The 16,854-nt window shown below is 62.2% G+C and carries 16 protein-coding genes; 5 read left to right on the top strand and 11 right to left on the bottom strand.

Annotation, left to right across the window (positions count from 1 at the left end; all coding sequences use genetic code 11):
* The 4 genes from AC07SU_RS00905 to AC07SU_RS00890 are packed head-to-tail and all read right to left on the bottom strand — an operon-like array spanning position 1 to position 5,184.
* Positions 1 to 1,572 (bottom strand): aldehyde dehydrogenase (NADP(+)), encoded by a 1,572-nt coding sequence (locus AC07SU_RS00905; RefSeq protein WP_494995882.1) that lies wholly within the window; start codon positions 1,570 to 1,572, stop codon positions 1 to 3.
* Between the two features lie 58 nt (positions 1,573 to 1,630).
* On the bottom strand, positions 1,631 to 2,578 hold the full coding sequence (locus AC07SU_RS00900) for a dihydrodipicolinate synthase family protein (protein ID WP_494995881.1): 948 nt from the start codon (positions 2,576 to 2,578) through the stop codon (positions 1,631 to 1,633).
* A gap of 42 nt (positions 2,579 to 2,620) precedes the next feature.
* On the bottom strand, positions 2,621 to 3,547 hold the full coding sequence (locus AC07SU_RS00895; RefSeq protein ID WP_494995880.1) for a 4-hydroxyproline epimerase: 927 nt from the start codon (positions 3,545 to 3,547) through the stop codon (positions 2,621 to 2,623).
* A gap of 11 nt (positions 3,548 to 3,558) precedes the next feature.
* The gene (locus AC07SU_RS00890) at positions 3,559 to 5,184 is read right to left on the bottom strand and encodes an APC family permease (protein WP_176995975.1); all 1,626 of its coding nucleotides are present in this window, start codon (positions 5,182 to 5,184) and stop codon (positions 3,559 to 3,561) included.
* A 187-nt stretch (positions 5,185 to 5,371) separates the two neighbouring features.
* Here AC07SU_RS00890 and AC07SU_RS00885 point away from each other — a divergent pair, with 187 nt between their 5' ends.
* The 3 genes from AC07SU_RS00885 to AC07SU_RS00875 all read left to right on the top strand — a co-directional run bounded on the left by AC07SU_RS00885 (position 5,372) and on the right by AC07SU_RS00875 (position 9,215).
* Complete coding sequence (locus AC07SU_RS00885) at positions 5,372 to 6,139, top strand: PAS domain-containing protein (protein ID WP_494995879.1); 768 nt, start codon at positions 5,372 to 5,374, stop codon at positions 6,137 to 6,139.
* Positions 6,140 to 6,226: 87 nt separating this feature from the next.
* Positions 6,227 to 8,293: a maltose alpha-D-glucosyltransferase gene (treS, locus tag AC07SU_RS00880; protein ID WP_494995878.1), complete on the top strand. Its 2,067-nt coding sequence runs from the start codon at positions 6,227 to 6,229 to the stop codon at positions 8,291 to 8,293.
* Positions 8,294 to 8,366: 73 nt separating this feature from the next.
* A complete protein-coding gene (locus AC07SU_RS00875) occupies positions 8,367 to 9,215 on the top strand; it encodes a dioxygenase family protein (protein WP_494995877.1) in 849 nt (282 codons plus the stop codon).
* Here AC07SU_RS00875 and AC07SU_RS00870 read toward each other — a convergent pair.
* Positions 9,188 to 10,060, bottom strand: a complete 873-nt coding sequence (locus tag AC07SU_RS00870; RefSeq protein ID WP_494995876.1) for a LysR substrate-binding domain-containing protein — start codon at positions 10,058 to 10,060, stop codon at positions 9,188 to 9,190. The two genes, AC07SU_RS00875 and AC07SU_RS00870, sit on opposite strands and share 28 nt — an antisense overlap.
* Positions 10,061 to 10,123: 63 nt before the next feature.
* Positions 10,124 to 10,627: a lipocalin-like domain-containing protein gene (locus AC07SU_RS00865; RefSeq protein WP_494995875.1), complete on the bottom strand. Its 504-nt coding sequence runs from the start codon at positions 10,625 to 10,627 to the stop codon at positions 10,124 to 10,126.
* A gap of 250 nt (positions 10,628 to 10,877) precedes the next feature.
* Here AC07SU_RS00865 and AC07SU_RS00860 point away from each other — a divergent pair, with 250 nt between their 5' ends.
* Positions 10,878 to 11,369, top strand: a complete 492-nt coding sequence (locus AC07SU_RS00860) for a winged helix-turn-helix transcriptional regulator (RefSeq protein ID WP_494995874.1) — start codon at positions 10,878 to 10,880, stop codon at positions 11,367 to 11,369.
* On the opposite strand, the gene AC07SU_RS00855 is transcribed toward AC07SU_RS00860, so the two are convergent.
* Positions 11,366 to 12,256, bottom strand: coding sequence for a LysR family transcriptional regulator (locus tag AC07SU_RS00855; protein ID WP_494995873.1), 891 nt, complete (start codon positions 12,254 to 12,256; stop codon positions 11,366 to 11,368). The two genes, AC07SU_RS00860 and AC07SU_RS00855, sit on opposite strands and share 4 nt — an antisense overlap.
* Before the next feature lie 117 nt (positions 12,257 to 12,373).
* On the opposite strand from AC07SU_RS00855, the gene AC07SU_RS00850 reads away from it, so the two are divergent.
* Positions 12,374 to 12,766 (top strand): tautomerase family protein, encoded by a 393-nt coding sequence (locus tag AC07SU_RS00850; protein ID WP_494995872.1) that lies wholly within the window; start codon positions 12,374 to 12,376, stop codon positions 12,764 to 12,766.
* A 48-nt stretch (positions 12,767 to 12,814) separates the two neighbouring features.
* Here the strand turns inward: AC07SU_RS00850 and AC07SU_RS00845 are convergent, their stop codons facing one another.
* The 4 genes from AC07SU_RS00845 to AC07SU_RS00830 all read right to left on the bottom strand — a co-directional run bounded on the left by AC07SU_RS00845 (position 12,815) and on the right by AC07SU_RS00830 (position 16,593).
* Positions 12,815 to 13,420 (bottom strand): cysteine hydrolase family protein, encoded by a 606-nt coding sequence (locus AC07SU_RS00845; protein ID WP_494995871.1) that lies wholly within the window; start codon positions 13,418 to 13,420, stop codon positions 12,815 to 12,817.
* A 13-nt stretch (positions 13,421 to 13,433) separates the two neighbouring features.
* Complete coding sequence (locus tag AC07SU_RS00840) at positions 13,434 to 14,429, bottom strand: aldo/keto reductase (protein WP_494995870.1); 996 nt, start codon at positions 14,427 to 14,429, stop codon at positions 13,434 to 13,436.
* 30 nt (positions 14,430 to 14,459) lie between these two features.
* Positions 14,460 to 15,344, bottom strand: coding sequence for a fumarylacetoacetate hydrolase family protein (locus AC07SU_RS00835; protein WP_494995869.1), 885 nt, complete (start codon positions 15,342 to 15,344; stop codon positions 14,460 to 14,462).
* 451 nt (positions 15,345 to 15,795) lie between these two features.
* Positions 15,796 to 16,593, bottom strand: a complete 798-nt coding sequence (locus AC07SU_RS00830; RefSeq protein ID WP_494995868.1) for an alpha/beta fold hydrolase — start codon at positions 16,591 to 16,593, stop codon at positions 15,796 to 15,798.
* Positions 16,594 to 16,854 lie beyond the last annotated feature (261 nt).

Here is a 16,854-nt window from a genome sequence, read left to right as displayed (position 1 = left end):
TTAGGCCTCTCTCTGGCCGTTGAGCAAGCGTCGCAACAGCAGCGGGTTGCCGTGTTGCAGGGCGTCGGGCAGCAGGGTGTCGGGGAAGTCCTGGTAGCACACCGGGCGCAGGAACCGCAGGATTGCCGCCGTGCCGACCGAGGTGCTGCGCGAGTCGGAGGTGGCTGGGAACGGCCCGCCGTGGACCATGGCGTCACACACTTCCACCCCCGTCGGCCAACCGTTGACCAGCAAGCGTCCGGCCTTGCGCTCCAGCACCGGGAGCAATGCCTTGGCGCAGGGCAAGTCAGCCTCATCCAGGTGCAAGGTGGCCGTGAGTTGGCCTTCGAGGTGTTCGGAAACCTCGCGTACTTCAGCTTCGCTTGTGCAGATCACCACCAGCGAGGCCGCGCCGAATACTTCAGCTTGCAGGTGCGTGTTGGTCAAAAACGCCTTGGCCTGGGTGACGAACAGATGGGCTTGGCCCTGGTTCGGTCCCTGGGCTTCCAGGCCTTTGGCGACAACGTTGGCATGGGCTGCCAAGCCGCCGACGCCCGTTTGGTAAGCGCTGAAAATGCCGGGCGTGAGCATGGTCTGGGCGGCGCACTGTGCGAGGTGTTCACCGGCCGCGCCGATGAAGCGATCCAATCCGGTTCCAGCGATGGCAATCACCAGGCCGGGGTTGGTGCAAAACTGCCCGGCGCCCTGGGTCAGCGAGGTGACAAACCCTTGGGCCAAACCTTCAGCCCGCGCTTCAAGTGCCGCAGCAAACAGGTACACAGGGTTGATCGAACTCATTTCGGCATACACCGGAATCGGCTCCGGCCGTGCCTGTGCCGCCTGGGTCAAGGCAACGCCACCGCTGCGCGAACCGGTAAACCCGACCGCCTTGATACGCGGGTCAGTCACCAGCGCAATGCCCACCTCACGGCCTGAGCCGTACAGCAGCGAAAACACACCGTCTGGCAGTCCGCACTGATTGACCGCCTGGGCCACCGCGCGCCCCACCAGCTCACTGGTGCCCGGGTGTGCACCATGGGCCTTGACGATCACCGGGCAACCCGCGGCGAGTGCCGACGCCGTATCGCCGCCTGCTACGGAAAAGGCCAGCGGGAAATTGCTGGCGCCAAACACCGCCACCGGGCCCAACGGCACATGGCGTTGGCGCAGGTCTGCACGGGGCAGGGGCTGGCGCTCGGGTTGTGCGGTGTCGACGCGCACGTCCAGCCATTCACCGGCGCGCACGGTACGGGCAAAAGTGCGCAGTTGCCCGCAGGTCCGGCCGCGCTCACCGAGAATGCGCGGGCGCGGCAGGCCGGTTTCGGCCACGGCGCGTTCAATCAGCTCATCGCCCAAGGCTTCGATCTTGTCAGCGATGGTTTCAAGAAACGTCGCGCGGTCCGCCAGGGAGGTTTCACGGTAAGTGTCAAAAGCGGCCCAGGCCAAGGCGCAGGCTTGAGCGACATGCTCGCCGTTGCCACCGGCGTAGGCCGGTTCCAACGCTGTGTCGGTGGCGGGGTTGATGGCCCGGATCGCTTCGCGATTGCCAGAGAGTGAGTGCTGACCGATCAGCATCTTGCCCGTCAGAGTCATGGGGTCGTCCTGGAAAAAAGAGGGTGGGCCGCTGTGAGAACCACAGCGGCGCGCAGGGTCAGGCTACGTTTTGTTCGGCCGACCAGTTGGCGTACCACTGGCGGAACAGCGCGTATTGCTGCTCGGCATAGCGGCGCTGGGCGTCGCTGAGCACGTCGGTCTCGTTGAAATGCAGCGCGTAGCCCTGGTCGCCGTTGAGCACCATCAAGTGCTTGTAATACAGCACCAGGTCGCAGCCTTCGTCGAAGGACGACAGCACTGCCAGCGCCGCTTCCAGTTCACGGGCCAGGCGACGGGCCTTGGCGTCGCCCTTGGCGGCTTTTTTGCTCAGCGCCACCAGGTGCAGCACTTCTCGTGGCAGCGCATTGCCGATGCCGGTGATGGCGCCGGTGGCGTTGCAGTTGACGAAACCGTGCACCACTTGGGTATCGACGCCGACCATCAGGGTCACGGCATCGTCCTGGGAGGTGATGTTCTCTGCGGCGTAACGCAGGTCGGAACCGCCGCCGAATTCCTTGAAGCCAATCAGGTTAGGGTGTTCGCGGCGCAGTTCGAAGAACAGGTCGGCGCGGGTGGCGAAGCCGTAGTACGGGCTGTTGTAGATCACCGCCGGCAGGTTAGGCGCGGCATTGAGGATCGCGGCAAAGTGGGCCTTTTGTGCGGTGGCCGAAGCACCCCGCGACAGCACCCGTGGAATCACCATCAAGCCGTGGGCGCCGACCTTGGCGGCATGGGCGGCGTGGGCCACGGCTTCACGGCTGTTCACCGCGCCGGTGCCGACGATAGTCGGTACGCCGGCCGCAACCAGGCGCGCCACGCCTTCCTGGCGTTGGGCTTCGGTGAGCAACGGCCAGTCACCCATGGAGCCGCAATACACCACGGCGCTCATGCCGATGTCGATCAGTTCACGGCCCTTGGCGACCAGCGCGTCGAAGTCTGGCTGGCGGTCGGCGGTGCACGGGGTCATCAGCGCGGGGATGCAACCGGTGAAGATGTTGTCGCTCATTGTTCTTGCTCCTTACAACGTTCAGATAAACACGGCTGGGGCTCAGATGCCCCAGGCGAAAGGGTCTTGCTCGTCGATCAGCAGGGTGCTGTCGGCGGTCATGTAGGCGCGGCCGGTGATGAAGGGGCGCACGTGTTCGCCGTCCCATTCATAACGGCCTTCGAATTGGCTGCCGGTGATGCTGGCTTGTACCCAGGTTTCACCGGGCTGCAATTTCCTGTCGGCGGCCAGGCAGGCGAGCTTGGCGCTGGTGCCGGTGCCGCACGGCGAGCGGTCGTAGGCTTTGCCAGGGCACATCACGAAGTTGCGGCTGTTGGCGTGGTCGTCGTCGGCGAACAGTTCGATGTGGTCGATCAGTGCGCCGTCCGCCCCGTGGATGCCCTGGTCTTCCAGGGCCTTGAGCATCGCCCAGGTGTAGTCGGTGAGAACGTCGACATTGCCCATGTGCAGGGACTGGCCGTGGCCCGACACCAGGAAAAACCAGTTGCCGCCCCAGGCAATATCCCCGAGTACCTCGCCGTAGCCCGGAACCTGTACCGCCACCTGTTGGCGCAAGCGGTAGGCCGGCACGTTGCGCAGGGTCACGGCGCCGTCGGCGTGCAGGGTGGCAGTCACCGGGCCCACTGGCGTATCAATCGTGTGATTCCCCGGCGTGATGCGCCCCAAGTGGTGCAACGAGGCAACCAGGCCGATCGTGCCGTGGCCGCACATGCCCAGGTAACCGGCGTTGTTGAAGAAGATCACCCCGCAGGTCGCCCCGGGCGTGACGGGTTCGCAGTACAGCGCCCCCACCAGTACGTCATTGCCACGCGGTTCCAGCAGGCAGGCACGGCGCCATTGATCGTGCTGGGTGCGCAGGTTGTGCAGTTGGTCGGTGATGGTCGCGCCGGTGAGTTCGGGGAACCCGTTCATCACCAGGCGCGTGGGTTCACCACCGGTGTGGGAGTCGATAACGTGCAGCCGTTTCATAGAACGCTCCATCAATGGGTGGCCGGGGACAGTGGGGCGCTGTAAGGGGTTTCGCTGACGGCTTCGCTTTCGTCGTCTTCGGTTTCCAGGCGTACCAGGTGCGCCGGCACACCCGTAGCCGCGCCCCAGTAATAGATGCCCAAGGCGCAGACCGCGACGACCACCGTGTCAAACGGATGGCTGATTACGCCGATGCCACCAAAACTGCCGAGCTTGGACAGCAGGATGGTCACCGCGTAAAAGCCGATCAGCCAGGCCGACGAGCGCACTTGTTGCTTGAGATTCAGGTGGGCGGTGGGCACCCAGCGCGCGCACAACAGGTACACCACGAACATCAGGATCTGCAGGCCGAGCAGCCAGGACACGGTGCTCCAGCCCGACCAGTACACGATCAACGCGGCGATGATGAACGACAGCGGGCCGAGCACGCCCAGGCCCTTGACCCGAAACGGGCGCGCCATGCCCGGGGCGTTGCGGCGTAGGGCGGCGACGGTGACCGGGGCCACGGCGTAGCTCAGGATCAGCGCGGCTGACACCACGTTGATCAGCGCTTCCCAGGACGGGAACGGCAGGGTCCAGAACACTGACAGGCCGAAGGTCAGCCACAGCGCCGGGCGCGGGATGCCGGATTTCTCATCGATACGCGTGAAGATTTTGAAGAACGTGCCGGTCTGCGCCCAGCCATACACCACACGCGGCGTGGCATTCATGTAGATGTTGCCGCAGCCGCTGGGAGAGATCACCGCATCGGCCACCACCAGGTAGGCCAGCCAACCCACGCCCAGGGCCAGGGCAATGTCGCGGTAAGGCAGGGCCAGTTCCTTGCTGATCCCGGCCCAGCCGTTGGCGAGCATTTCGGTGGGCACGCCGCCGAGGAAGGCGGTTTGCAGCAGCACGTAGATGGCGGTGGACAGCAGTACCGACAGGATCAGGGCGATGGGAATGGTGCGTTGCGGGTTCTTCACTTCGCTGGCCACCGAGATGATTGGCGTCAGCCCCAGGTAGGCGAAGATGACGCCACCGGCCGAGACCGCCATTTCAATCCCCGACAGGCCGAACGGCGCAAAACCGTGGACCTGGAAGTTCGCCGGCTTGAAGAAGGTGAACAGCACGCCAATCACCAGCAACGGCACGATGAACTTGAACACGCTCACCAGGTTGTTGGCGATGGCGAAGGTCTTGACGCTGCGGTAGTTGAGGATGAAAAACAGGCAGAGCAGGGCGAACTGCACCAGCCAGCCGAGGGTGGTCGGGTCACTGGAACCGGCCTTGGTCAGCTCGGGGAACCACGCCGCTGCGTATTGGCGCGAGGCGACCACTTCAATCGCTACCAGGCTTGAAAACGCGATCAGCGTGATAAAGCCCATCAGGTAGCCCAGCAACGGGCCGTGGGAGTAGACCGGGTAGCGCACCACGCCACCGGCACGAGGCAACGCGGCCCCCAGTTCGCAGTACACAATGCCGAGCAACAACACGGCAAAACCGCCGAGCAACCAGGAAAAAATCCCGGCCGGGCCTGCGATGGCAGACACGTGGCTGGCCGCGAATAACCAGCCCGAACCGAAGATGGCACCCAGCCCGATAAAGGTGAGGTCCATCAGTGAAAGTTGTTTCTTGAACTTGCCTTGACCTGACATGTTGGCGCCTTCTTGTGAGTTATTGGATAGGCATGCAGTGGCGATATCGTGAACCGATCAGCCCGGCGGCGATTGATGTTTTACGCAAGCGTGAATGACGAATTCGGCACAATGGCCGGCGCTCGACAGCGCCCTGGGCATGGGGCAATCTGCTCGGCGTCAGTGCCAGAATCGGGGAGTGAAAGTCATGCTGCAAAGCGCGTTTGCAAGCCTTTGCCAGGGGGACGAGGCCAATCGACCCCAGAGCATCGAGCAGCTGTTGGCCGGGGTGGCGCAGCTGTTGCCTATGCTGGATGTAATCCCCAATGCGGCGATCTTTATCAAGGATGTCGACGCGCGCTACGTGCTCGCCAACCGCACCCTGGTGCAGCGCTGCGGCCTGCGGCAGCTGCAACCGTTGCTGGGCAAAACCAGCGCCGACGTGTTCCCCGCACAACTGGGGCCGGGCTACACCGAGCAGGACCGGCGCGTGCTTGAAGAAGGCTTGGTGCTCGAAGATCAGTTGGAGTTGCACCTGTACGGCAGCCGCGAACCCGGCTGGTGCCTGACCCACAAGTGGCCGCTGTACAACCACGCCGGCCAGATCATCGGGTTGGCCGGTATTTCAGTCGACCTGCAATCGGCCAGCGAAACCCACCCGGCGTACCAGCGCCTGGCGGCGGTGGACGAGCACATCCGCCAGCACTTCAACCGCCGCGTCACCCTGGGTGAACTGACCCGCATCGCCGGGATTTCCGTGGCGCAGCTGGAGCGCTACTGCAAGCGCGTGTTCCACCTGACACCGCGCCAGATGATCCAGAAAGTCCGCCTGGAACACGCGCACCGGCTGTTGCATACCGACCTGCCGATCACCGAGGTGGCGCTGCAATGCGGCTACACCGATCACAGCGCGTTTACCCGCCAGTTCAAGGCGTTGACCGGGTTTACGCCAAGGCAGTATCGGCAACTGGCCTGACTGCCCCGGATATCCAATGCAACGAATGCCGCCCGTTGCCGCTCCTATGCTTACGAATAACCTTTCACGACGGCAGGTATCAGGCTTATGACGGCGGCGGACAAGGACCATGTGAACTGGCTGGTGGAACAATCGATGCTGCACGCGGCGCGGCAGCGGGCCAGGCTGTATTCGGGGCAGGGCCGGTTGTGGCAGCAACCCTATGCGCAGACGCGGCCGCGCGATGCGTCGGCGTTGTCATCGGTGTGGTTCACCGCGTACCCGGCGTCCATCGTCACCCGTGAAAACGGCACGGTGCTAGAAGCGCTGGGCGATGAGACGCTGTGGCAGGCCTTGTCGAAAATCGGCATCCAGGGCATTCATAACGGGCCGCTGAAAAAGTCCGGTGGCTTGTCGGGCACTGAGCACACACCGACCATCGACGGCAATTTCGACCGCATCAGCTTCGAGATCGACCCGCAACTGGGCACTGAGGCGCAGTTGCAGGCGCTGACGCGCATGGCCGCCGCGCACAACGCGGTGATCATCGATGACGTGATCCCGTCCCACACCGGCAAGGGCGCCGACTTCCGCCTGGCCGAGATGGCGTATGAGGACTATCCCGGCCTGTATCACATGGTGGAAATTCGCGAGGAAGACTGGCCGCTCCTGCCTGAAGTCACGGCGGGGCGCGATGCGCAGAACTTAAGCCCGCAGCAGGTCGATGCGCTGCGCGACAAGAATTACATCGTCGGCCAGTTGCAGCGGGTGATTTTCTTCGAGCCCGGGGTGAAGGAAACCGATTGGAGCGCCACGCCCGTGGTAGTGGGCGTGGACGGCAAGCCACGCCGCTGGGTGTACCTGCACTATTTCAAGGAGGGCCAGCCGTCGCTGAACTGGCTGGACCCTTCGTTTGCCGCGCAGCAGATGATCATTGGTGATGCCCTGCACGCCATTGATGTGATGGGCGCGAAGATCCTGCGCCTGGATGCCAATGGCTTTCTCGGCGTGGAGCGCAAGCTGGACGGCACCGCATGGTCGGAAAGCCACCCGTTGTCGATCACCGGCAACCAGTTGCTTGGCGGTGCGATCCGCAAGGCCGGGGGGTTCAGTTTTCAGGAACTGAACCTCACGGTCGACGATATCGCCGCCATGTCCCACGGCGGCGCCGATTTGTCCTATGACTTCATCACTCGCCCGGCCTACCAGCATGCGCTGTTGATGGGCGACACCGAGTTCCTGCGCCTGATGCTGCGCGAGATGCACAGCCAGGGCATCGACCCCGGCTCACTGATCCATGCGTTGCAAAACCACGACGAACTGACCCTGGAGCTGGTGCACTTCTGGACCTTGCACGCCCACGACAGTTACCCCTACCAAGGTCAGACGTTCCCTGGCAACAGCCTGCGCGAGCATATCCGCGAGCAGATGTACGAGCGCCTGGCCGGAGAACAGGCACCGTACAACCTCAAGTTCGTGACCAACGGCGTGTCTTGCACCACCGCCAGTATCATCACCGCCGCGCTGGGTATTCGCGACCTGGAAGCCATCACGCCGGCCGATATCGTGCAGATCCGCCAGATCCACCTGCTGTTGGTGATGTACAACGCGATGCAGCCCGGGGTGTTTGCCTTGTCCGGCTGGGACCTAGTGGGCGCTCTGCCGCTCGCAGCCGATGAGGTGGCGCACCTGATGACCGATGGCGATACGCGCTGGATCCATCGCGGTGCCTATGACTTGGTGGACCTGAACCCCGAGGCGGTGCTCTCCGCAGGGCAAATGCCGCGTTCGAAAACCTTGTATGGCAGCTTGAACAGCCAGCTGCAGGACCCTGAATCCTTCGCGTCGCAGCTGCAGAAAATTCTGGCGGTACGTCGGGCCTACGACATCGCCGCCAGCCGCCAGATCCTGGTGCCCGATGTGGAGCATCCCGGCTTGCTGGTGATGGTCCACGAACTGCCGGCCGGTAAGGGCACGCAAATCACCGCGCTGAACTTTGGCGCGACACCCATCACCGAAACCTTGCATTTGCCCGACATTGCGCCTGGGCCGGTGGTGGACATCATCAATGAACGGGTCGAGGGCGACCTGACTGCCGAAGGGGATTTCACCATCACCCTGGATGCCTATGAGGGCCTGGCGCTGCGGGTGGTCAGCAGTACGCCGATGCTGTAGCAGGTTTCATGGAATAAAGGCGCGCACCGAGGCGTTCCATCAGTAACCGTCATCGCCTCGGAGCACGCACACCATGTCATCGATCACCCGACAAGCCCTCAAGAGCTTCGAAAACGCGCCCAACCCGCGTTTCAAACAGGTCATGCAAAGCCTGGTGCGCCACCTGCACGCGTTTGCCGACGAGGTGGAACTGACCGAGGAGGAATGGTGGGAGGGCATTCGCTTCCTGACCGATACCGGCCATATGTGCGATGGGTTTATCCGCCAGGAATTCATCCTGCTGTCGGACACTCTGGGGCTGTCGATGCTGGTGGATGAGATCAACCATCGCCAAGTCGCCAACGGCACCGAAACCACGGTGTTCGGGCCGTTCTATATCGACGGCATGCCGGACCGCGCCTTTGGTGAAAACATGGCGCTCACGCCGGGCGACGCCACGCTGATCCACGGGCGTGTGCTGGATACTCACGGTCAACCCGTGGCCGATGTGGTGCTGGATGTTTGGCAGACCGCCAGCAATGGCATGTATTCCGGGCAGGATGTCGATCAACCCACCGGCAACCTGCGCGGCCGCTACCGCACCGACGCCAACGGCAATTTCGCGATTCGTACCATTTTGCCGGTGTGCTACCCGGTGCCGACCGACGGGCCGGTGGGGCGCATGCTCGACGCCGCCCAGCGCCTGGCCTGGCGGCCGGGGCATGTGCATTTCGTGCTGGAACGTCCGGGTTACACCCGGCTGGTCACGCACCTGTTTACCGAGGGCGACCCGTACCTGGGCTCGGACGCGGTGTTTGGGGTCAAGCAGTCATTGCAAGTGGTCTATGAGGACCGTGCTGAGCAAGATGAGTTGTCTGCTCAGGTCGGGATGCCGTTGCCGTTCAAGCGGGCGTATTACGAGTTTGTGCTGGAGAGCGAGTGAAGCGTCTGCATCAGCACGTCTTTCAGGCACGTCGCCGCCGGGGTCAAGACGCGCCCGGCTGAGCTGAGGAACACATGCACAGGAGGCAGCGCTGGCAAGGCTTGGGTGGCACTGATGGCTTCCAGGCCCTGGGGCGCACTCATCTGCGTGCGCAAGGTAATACCCAGGCCGGCATTGACCGCCGCCCACAAGCCGGAGACGTTGGCGGTGGTAAACGCGATTTCCCAGGGGATCCCCGCTTCATCCAGCGCATTGATCGCCGCCGTGCGGAAGAAACACGGCGCTTCCAGCACCGCCAGTTGCACCGGTTCGCCGGCCTTCAACTGGTCGCCGGGGCGGCCGATCCACGCCATCGGCACGGTGGACAACACCTGGGCTTCCACGCTGACCTTGCCACTGAGCAACACACTCAGGTCAAGCTGGCCCTTTTCCAGGCGCTCGATCAGCGCGACGTTGCGGTCTACCGTGGCTTCGATGCGGATGTTCGGGTAGCAGCATTTGAACTGCTGCAACGCCAGGGGCAGCCAGGTGTGGACCAGGTCTCCGGAAAAGCCGAAACGCACCACGCCTTTGACTTTGATGCCGCTGATCACGGTGACGGCCTCGTCGTTCAGGTCAATCATGCGCCGGGCGTAGGCCAGCAATATTTCTCCGGCCTCGGTGAGCACACGTCCGCGACCTTGCTTGCGAAACAGCGGTTGGCCGATGCGGTGCTCCAGCTTCTGGATCTGCTGGCTGACGGCCGACTGGGAGCGCCCGACCTTATCGGCCGCACGGTTCATGGCCCCCAGTTGCTGGGCGGCGATCAGGGTGCGTAGCACGTCCAGGTCCAGATCGATGGGCATGGGGTTCCTGCCTGTGAGTGAGTGGGTGGAACCGCCGAATCCCTGGCGGTGACTGGCGTTGGATCAGTGGGTGCGCACGTAGGCGATCTCGCCGTACACGCCCGGGCCACCAATCGTGGGGTGCGGGACGGTGAACGTGGCGTGCTCGGCATCGACGGTGTAGGGCCAGGTCAGGTTGGCGCCTTCCCAGTTGGCATAGGTGGCGTGCTCCACGTGCAGGGTGAGGGTGTGGTCCTTCTCGTTGACGGTGTAGGTGCCGAAGTGGCATTGGGTGCCCACGACTGTTGCGCGGTACTCCTCGGGGGTGCCTTTGCTCTTGTCATTGGCAGCGAACCTGGGGCGCACTTTGCTCATGATCTGCAGCGAGTAATGACCGGTGGCGTCGAAATTCAACGTGCCTTGCGGGTCATCGCCGTACAGGTGGACGCGGGTGCCGTCGGGGTTGATGTTGTCCGAGGCGGTGAGTGTCCAGGTGCCTTGCAGGGGAACGGCAGCGTAGGCGGGCAGTGTCAGTGCCAGCGGCACCAGGCACGTCAGGGTGCGAATCAGGGTTTTGCCAAGCATCATGTTTTTCTCCAGCCTTTGGGTGAATGCGAGCGCCGAGCCTAGCAACGGCGCTTTCACCGCACTAACGGATAGTGTGAACGTGAGACTGTTGAAAAACTGAAGCCTTGGTGAACAGTGAACCTGTGGCGAGGGGTAAACGAGGGGCGTCATAATCCGTTTTCCAAAGCATTCAGAGGCGCATAAGCCGTTCGGGGTGCCCGTCTGCGTTATGCTATGATAATCATAGTTACTTTTCAGAGGCAACGTCCGTATGTCGTTGAAGAAGAAACTTGCGCCTGAAACCCTGTGCCCGGTCTCCCGCGCGGAGGAGATCGTGGGCAGCAGTTGGACGGTGCTGGTGCTGCGCGAATTGTTCATGGGCAACCATCGGTTCGACGAAATCCAGGTACAAAGCGGCGGCACGCCGCAAATGATTGCTGCGCGCCTCAAAGGCCTGGAAGCCGATGGGATGGTGGAGCGCCGGCCTTATAGCGAGCGGCCTTTGCGCTACGAATATTTCCTCACGCCAAAAGGCGAGGGGTTCTATTCGGTGGTACTGGCGTTGCGCGCCTGGGGCGAAACCTGGTGCAAGTCCCCGGGCGAGGACAGGGCGGTGAATTACATCCATGTGCCCTGCGGCCAGCCTGCAGGCTTGGACCCATTGTGTGAGCATTGCGGTGAGCCACTGCGGCGGGGCGAACTGGTGGGTGAGCTGAGCGAGGGGTATGCCCTGGAACGCCAGTTGCGCCGTGAGGGCGTCTAACCCAGGCCGTCGGTGATGGCCTGGATCAGCAACTGATTGGCCAGTCGCAAGTTGCCCGGGCGTGGCGAGTGCGTGACCCAGATGCCCATCTTGAGCTGGAAGTCCTCGATGCTGACCACCGACAACGCGTGCGCGTACGGGTTGCCGGGCAGCAGCGTCGCCGGGATCAGCCCCAGGCCCAGGCCTGCCGCGACCATGCGCATTTGCATGGCGGCGCCGTGGGTGTCCACCGCGAGCTTGAGTGTGTGCCCGCGCCCGCCCATGGCCGCCTCCAGGGCCGCTCGATAGCCGCAGCCCTTGGGGTTGAGCACCCACTCTTGAGCGGCCAGGTGTTTGATCTGGGTGGCAGCATTCACCAGGGGTTTTGATTGGCTCTGCACCACAAGGATATCGAGGGTGGTCACCCGTTGACCTTCCAGCGCAGCGGGTGGGCGGCTGGACGCCGGCAACATCAGCGTGGCGGCATCCAACTCCCCGGTCAGCATCTGCTGCTCCAGTTCGGAACTCCAGTCGGTGACGATCTGCAATTCAAGGCTCGGCAGTTGCTCGCGCATGCGGGTGACTACGTCAAACATCACGGCGTCCGCGACGATCTGCGTCAGCCCCACGCGAAATCGCCCGCTGGGCATTGCGCTTTCTTGAGGCAGGCTGAGCAAATGCTCGGCGTCGCGCAACAGGCCCACGGCCAATTCGTACACGCGGTGTCCCATGGCCGTTGGCAAGGGCGGGCGGGTGGTGCGATCGAGCAGCGCTTCGCCCAGGGTCTCTTCCAGGTGCTGGATGCGGCGGGACACGGCGGACTGGGTCAAGCACAAGCTCTGGGCCGCTTTGGTCAGTGAAGCGCTTTCAATCACCGTGACGAAGGCTTTCAGGTCCTGGAATAGCATGCGTATTACTCATCATCTTTTCGAAAATTATGCGCTTGATGAATCATGGCGTCGAGACTAGCGTTGTATCACCGGCCACCGACCTGGATTGGCCATTGACCCGTTAAGGACTCCCCCATGCCTTTAGTTCGAATCGACCTGGCTGCCGACACCAGCGCCGAAACCGCAGCCGCCATCGGTGATGTGGTGTATGCCGCAATGACGAGCGTTGCCAACGTACCGGAGCACGATAAATTCCAGATCATCAACCGCCATGCCAAGGATGAGTTGGTGTACCCGGCGGCCGGGTACCTGGGCATTTCCTACACGCCCAAAATTGTGTTTATTCAGGTCACCTGGAACGCCGGGCGCACCATCGAAGTGAAAAAGGCCTTCTACACGTTCATCGCCGAAGGCATCCACGCCAAGACCGGGCTGCGCAAGGAAGACGTGTGGATCAGCCTGGTGGACGTGAAGCGCGAAGACTGGTCCTTCGGCAACGGCGAGATGCAATACGCGCCCACCGAGTGATCTGAACACGGAAAAAAGGGGCGACTCCTGTGGGAGTCGCCCCTTTTTTTATCCGGCGTTCAGCGCTTGCAGAAACGCGCTGTGCTGCAGGGTCTGGGAAAACATCGGCAAGGTGAACTGCTCGGCGGCGTGCTGTTGTTCGTCACTGAAGGTGGCGGTGCAGTCGGTGAGGGTGACCACGTCGTAGCCCTTTTCATAACCGGAACGCACGGTGCCTTCGACGCAGCAGTTGGTCAGGAAGCCTGCGACCACCAGGTTCTGGATGCCATTGTTGCGCAGTACCAGGTCCAGGCCGGTGGTGGCAAAGGCGTCCAGCCCGCGCTTGCCCTCGATCACGATATCCACGGGATCACGGGGCAGGGCGTCGGTGATTTCAGCGCCCCAGGTGCCAGCGAGAAACGCATGGCCGTCCGACACGCCTTTGAGGATCCCGTAAGAGCGCGTGGTGAGCTCCGGGTAGCCTTTGGCAAAGTGGATCGGCATGTGGATGATCGTCACGCCGAGTTTGCGCGCCTGCTCGACGGTGGTCGCGGTATTGGCGAGCATGTTGGAGGACTGCATGACGCCTTTGACGGCGTCATGGAAGACCCCGCCCGGACTGGTGAAGTCGTTCTGGTACTCGATCAAGACAATCGCGGTGTTATGCGGGTGCATGGGAAGGCTCCTGTCAGTGGTTGCCCGGGATGGGGGCGTTGGGGTGGATAAAACCCTGCTCTTTCATGGCCTGCCAGAACGCAGGCGGGATCACGGCATTGACCGCTTGGGTGTCTTCGATAATCCGCGAAGGGCGGCTGGCCCCCGGGATGACGGCGGCCACGAGCGGGTTGGCCAGCGGGAATTGCAAGGCGGCGGCCTTGATGTCCACGTGGTACTGCTGGGCGAGGGCGTGGATCTTTGCCACTTTGTCGAGCATCGCGGCGGACGCAGGCTGGTATTCGAAGTGTTTGCCGCCCACCAGTACGCCTGAGCTGTAAGGCCCACCCGCGACAAATTCGGCGCCCTTGGCCTGGGCCTTGGCGAACAACCGTTGCAGGGGTTGCTCATGGTCGAGCAGCGTGTAACGGCCTGCGAGCAGGAAACCGTCCGGGCACACGTCCTCCAGGTCCAGCAACAATTCGCAGGGCTCAACACGGTTCACACCCAGCCCCCAGGCCTGGATGACGCCTTCCTGTTTGAGTCGGGTCAGGGCTTTGAAGGCGCCTTTGCGGGCGATGTTGAAGTGTTCGATCCATTCATCGCCGTGGGTGTCCTGAGCCACGTCGTGCACGAACACGATGTCGAGGCGGTCGGTGCCCAGGCGCTCCAGGCTGCTTTCGATGGAGCGCAGGGTGGCGTCGGCGCTGTAGTCGCTGAGCATCTTGTTGGGGTTGCCCTGGCTGAACGGGCCGGAGCCTGGGTTGGGGTTGACCTCGTCAGAGACCAGGCGGCCGACTTTGGTGGCCAGGGTGTAGGAATCGCGTGGATGTTGCGCCAACGCCCGGCCCAAACGGGTCTCGGACAACCCGGCGCCGTAGAGCGGTGCCGTATCAAAGAAGCGAATGCCCTGGTCCCAGGCTGCGGCGACGGTTGCAGCGGCTTCCTCTTCGTCGATTGAGCGAAACATGTTGCCCAGGGGCGCGGTGCCAAAACCCAGGGTGCCGATAATCTTGTCTTTCAAGCTCATTGCCGTTTCTCGTGTGGTGAAGTGGGTGGACTAGTGCTGCGCAATGCGGTTTTCGAGTGTGCCGATGCCCTCAATGGCAATGCGCACGGTGTCGCCGGCCTGCAGGAAGCGCGGCGGGGTGAAACCAATGCCGACGCCTGCAGGCGTACCGGTGCTGATCACATCGCCCGGCTTGAGCTCGATACCGGCAGAGAGGCATTCGATCAGCGCGGGGATATCGAAGATCAGGTCCCGGACATTGGCCTGCTGGCGAAGCGTGCCGTTGACCCAGCATTCAATCGTGGCGTCCTGGGGGTTGAATACATCGGCGGTCACCACCCAAGGGCCCATGGGGCACAAGCCGTCGAGGGATTTGCCGAGGAACCACTGGCGGTGGTTCTTCTGCAGGTCGCGCGCGGTCATGTCGTTGATGAGGGTGTAACCCCATACGTGAGCGTAGGCGTCTTCCCGGGAAATGCCTTTGCCGCCTTTGCCGATGATCACCGCCAACTCCGCTTCATAGTCCAGCTGGCGCGTGACCGAGGCGTGCAAGGGGATCGTAGCGTGATGGCCGATCACCGATTCCGGGGTCTTGGTGAAGATCACCGGAAACTGCGGGGCAATTTCCCCGTCCTTGGCGCTGTGGTCGAAGCCCGATTGGCTGAACTCCGCCGCGTGCTCGTGGTAGTTCTTGCCGACGCAAAAGATATTTCGCGTGGGGGAGAGCGGTGCGAGGAGGGTCACGCCTTCCAGCGGCAGGCCGTCGCCGTGTGGGGTGAGCCCTGCCTTCAGGTGATCCCACTGACGGATCAATTGCTCCAGACTGCCGGAAAATGGCACGGCCAGCTCACTCAGTGGCCAATAGCGCTGGCCGTCGGCATCGATCAACGCAGGCAAGGCCTTACCGTTGCTGCTCAAGACATTGGTGAATTTCATCGTATGACCTCAACCCCTGTGTCGGGTGATGGAGGACCACCCGAGGTGAGATTCAACATACATGATTAGAAACATCTATTGAGAAAAGTGTTGTTGAAAACTATTAATACGTCGATGAAGCAAAACTGATAGGTGAGAACAGGTCGGCTTGACGGCCGTAAAGCCACCTGGCCCTGATCGGCGATGAATCCAAGCGCTTTGCAGAGAAAGACTGAAACACCTGAACTACGCTGCACCCAGGCGATCGTATCTCGATCAATGAAACCGGCGACGGGGCACTATGGATAAGCGGCTTGCAGGTCTTTCGTTTTTGCTGACACTGGGATGGGTCAGCGCGGTTGCATTTGTGATGTGGTTTTTTGGCAAGGCATAACCGGCGCGCGGTCATGACGGCGTCAACGGGGCGTCAACGCCGAAATGCCCTTTGGGAAAAGGGCTTGCGCCACTCAGATTAATCGGTGTTGCGTGTCAGGAAACCCTCGATGACGGTTGCGAAATAAGGCGGGCACTCCTGCATCGGGTAATGACCACAATTGGCAATCACCTGCAGTTCTGCGTTGGGATGCCACGCTAGAAAGGTATGCGCCATAGCTGCCGCATCAAGCCCGGGATCCTTGTCGCCGACCATCACCAGATATGGTGTTTCAAGGCCTCGAACGTCATCAACGAAATTGGCCGTGACCAGCATGTCGAGGTACTTCGCCCGGCAGGCAGGCGAAACCGTATCGCGACTTTGCCGGACCTTGAGATTCACCCACCCGTCACAGAGCCCACCGGTCACGAATTTGAACAGGCGCCCGAGGGCCTCGTCGTTTTCCGTCGTGCTGGCAAAGAACGCCAGGGCGTCCGGGCTCAACCGATTGCCAGCGGCGGAAATGGGACACACCGCTATCGCGCTCGCGATGCGTGATGGCGCATCCGCAGCCATACGTTGGGTGATCATTCCGGTCATCGAATGGCCGACTACGTGGAAGCGCGCCCAACCGAGTTGATCGGCGAGCATCAGGCAATCGGAAGCGGCTTCTTCCACTGTGAATACGCCAGCCAGTTCCATGGATAGCCCGTAGCCACGCAAATCAACGAACACATAGGTAAACGCGTGGCCATCAAGGCAGGGCATGACGGCATCGTAGCTGGAGTGGTCGCCCAGCCAGTCGTGCATGACCAGCACGTGAGCGGGGCCATTGCCGTACCGTACATAGCCTAAGGCGGTGTGAGTTGCGGCGTTGACTTCAATGAGTGCTTTCACTTCATGGTTCCTTTGTAGGGGGAACCAAAAAGAAAACGCCCTCCCGGCGAACCGGGAAGGCGTTTTGAAAGAGGGGCAAACTTATCAACCCCGTGAGCCAGGGTCAATACCCCAACCCGGGCAACGGATAGCCTGCGTTCTTGGACTGAGTAGGTGTTCGGCGGGGCGCCGAAAGAGCCAGGTTGCGGTGAAAGGCATGATCTTGCACAGCACAAACAATAAGGGCCTGCATCAGGTTTCCCTGGCAAGCCCTTGATATGT

Source organism: Pseudomonas sp. GW821-FHT05H12, from assembly GCF_059419385.1.
Note: the sequence above shows the minus strand (reverse complement) of the source record. Positions and strands in the feature narration are given on the sequence as shown.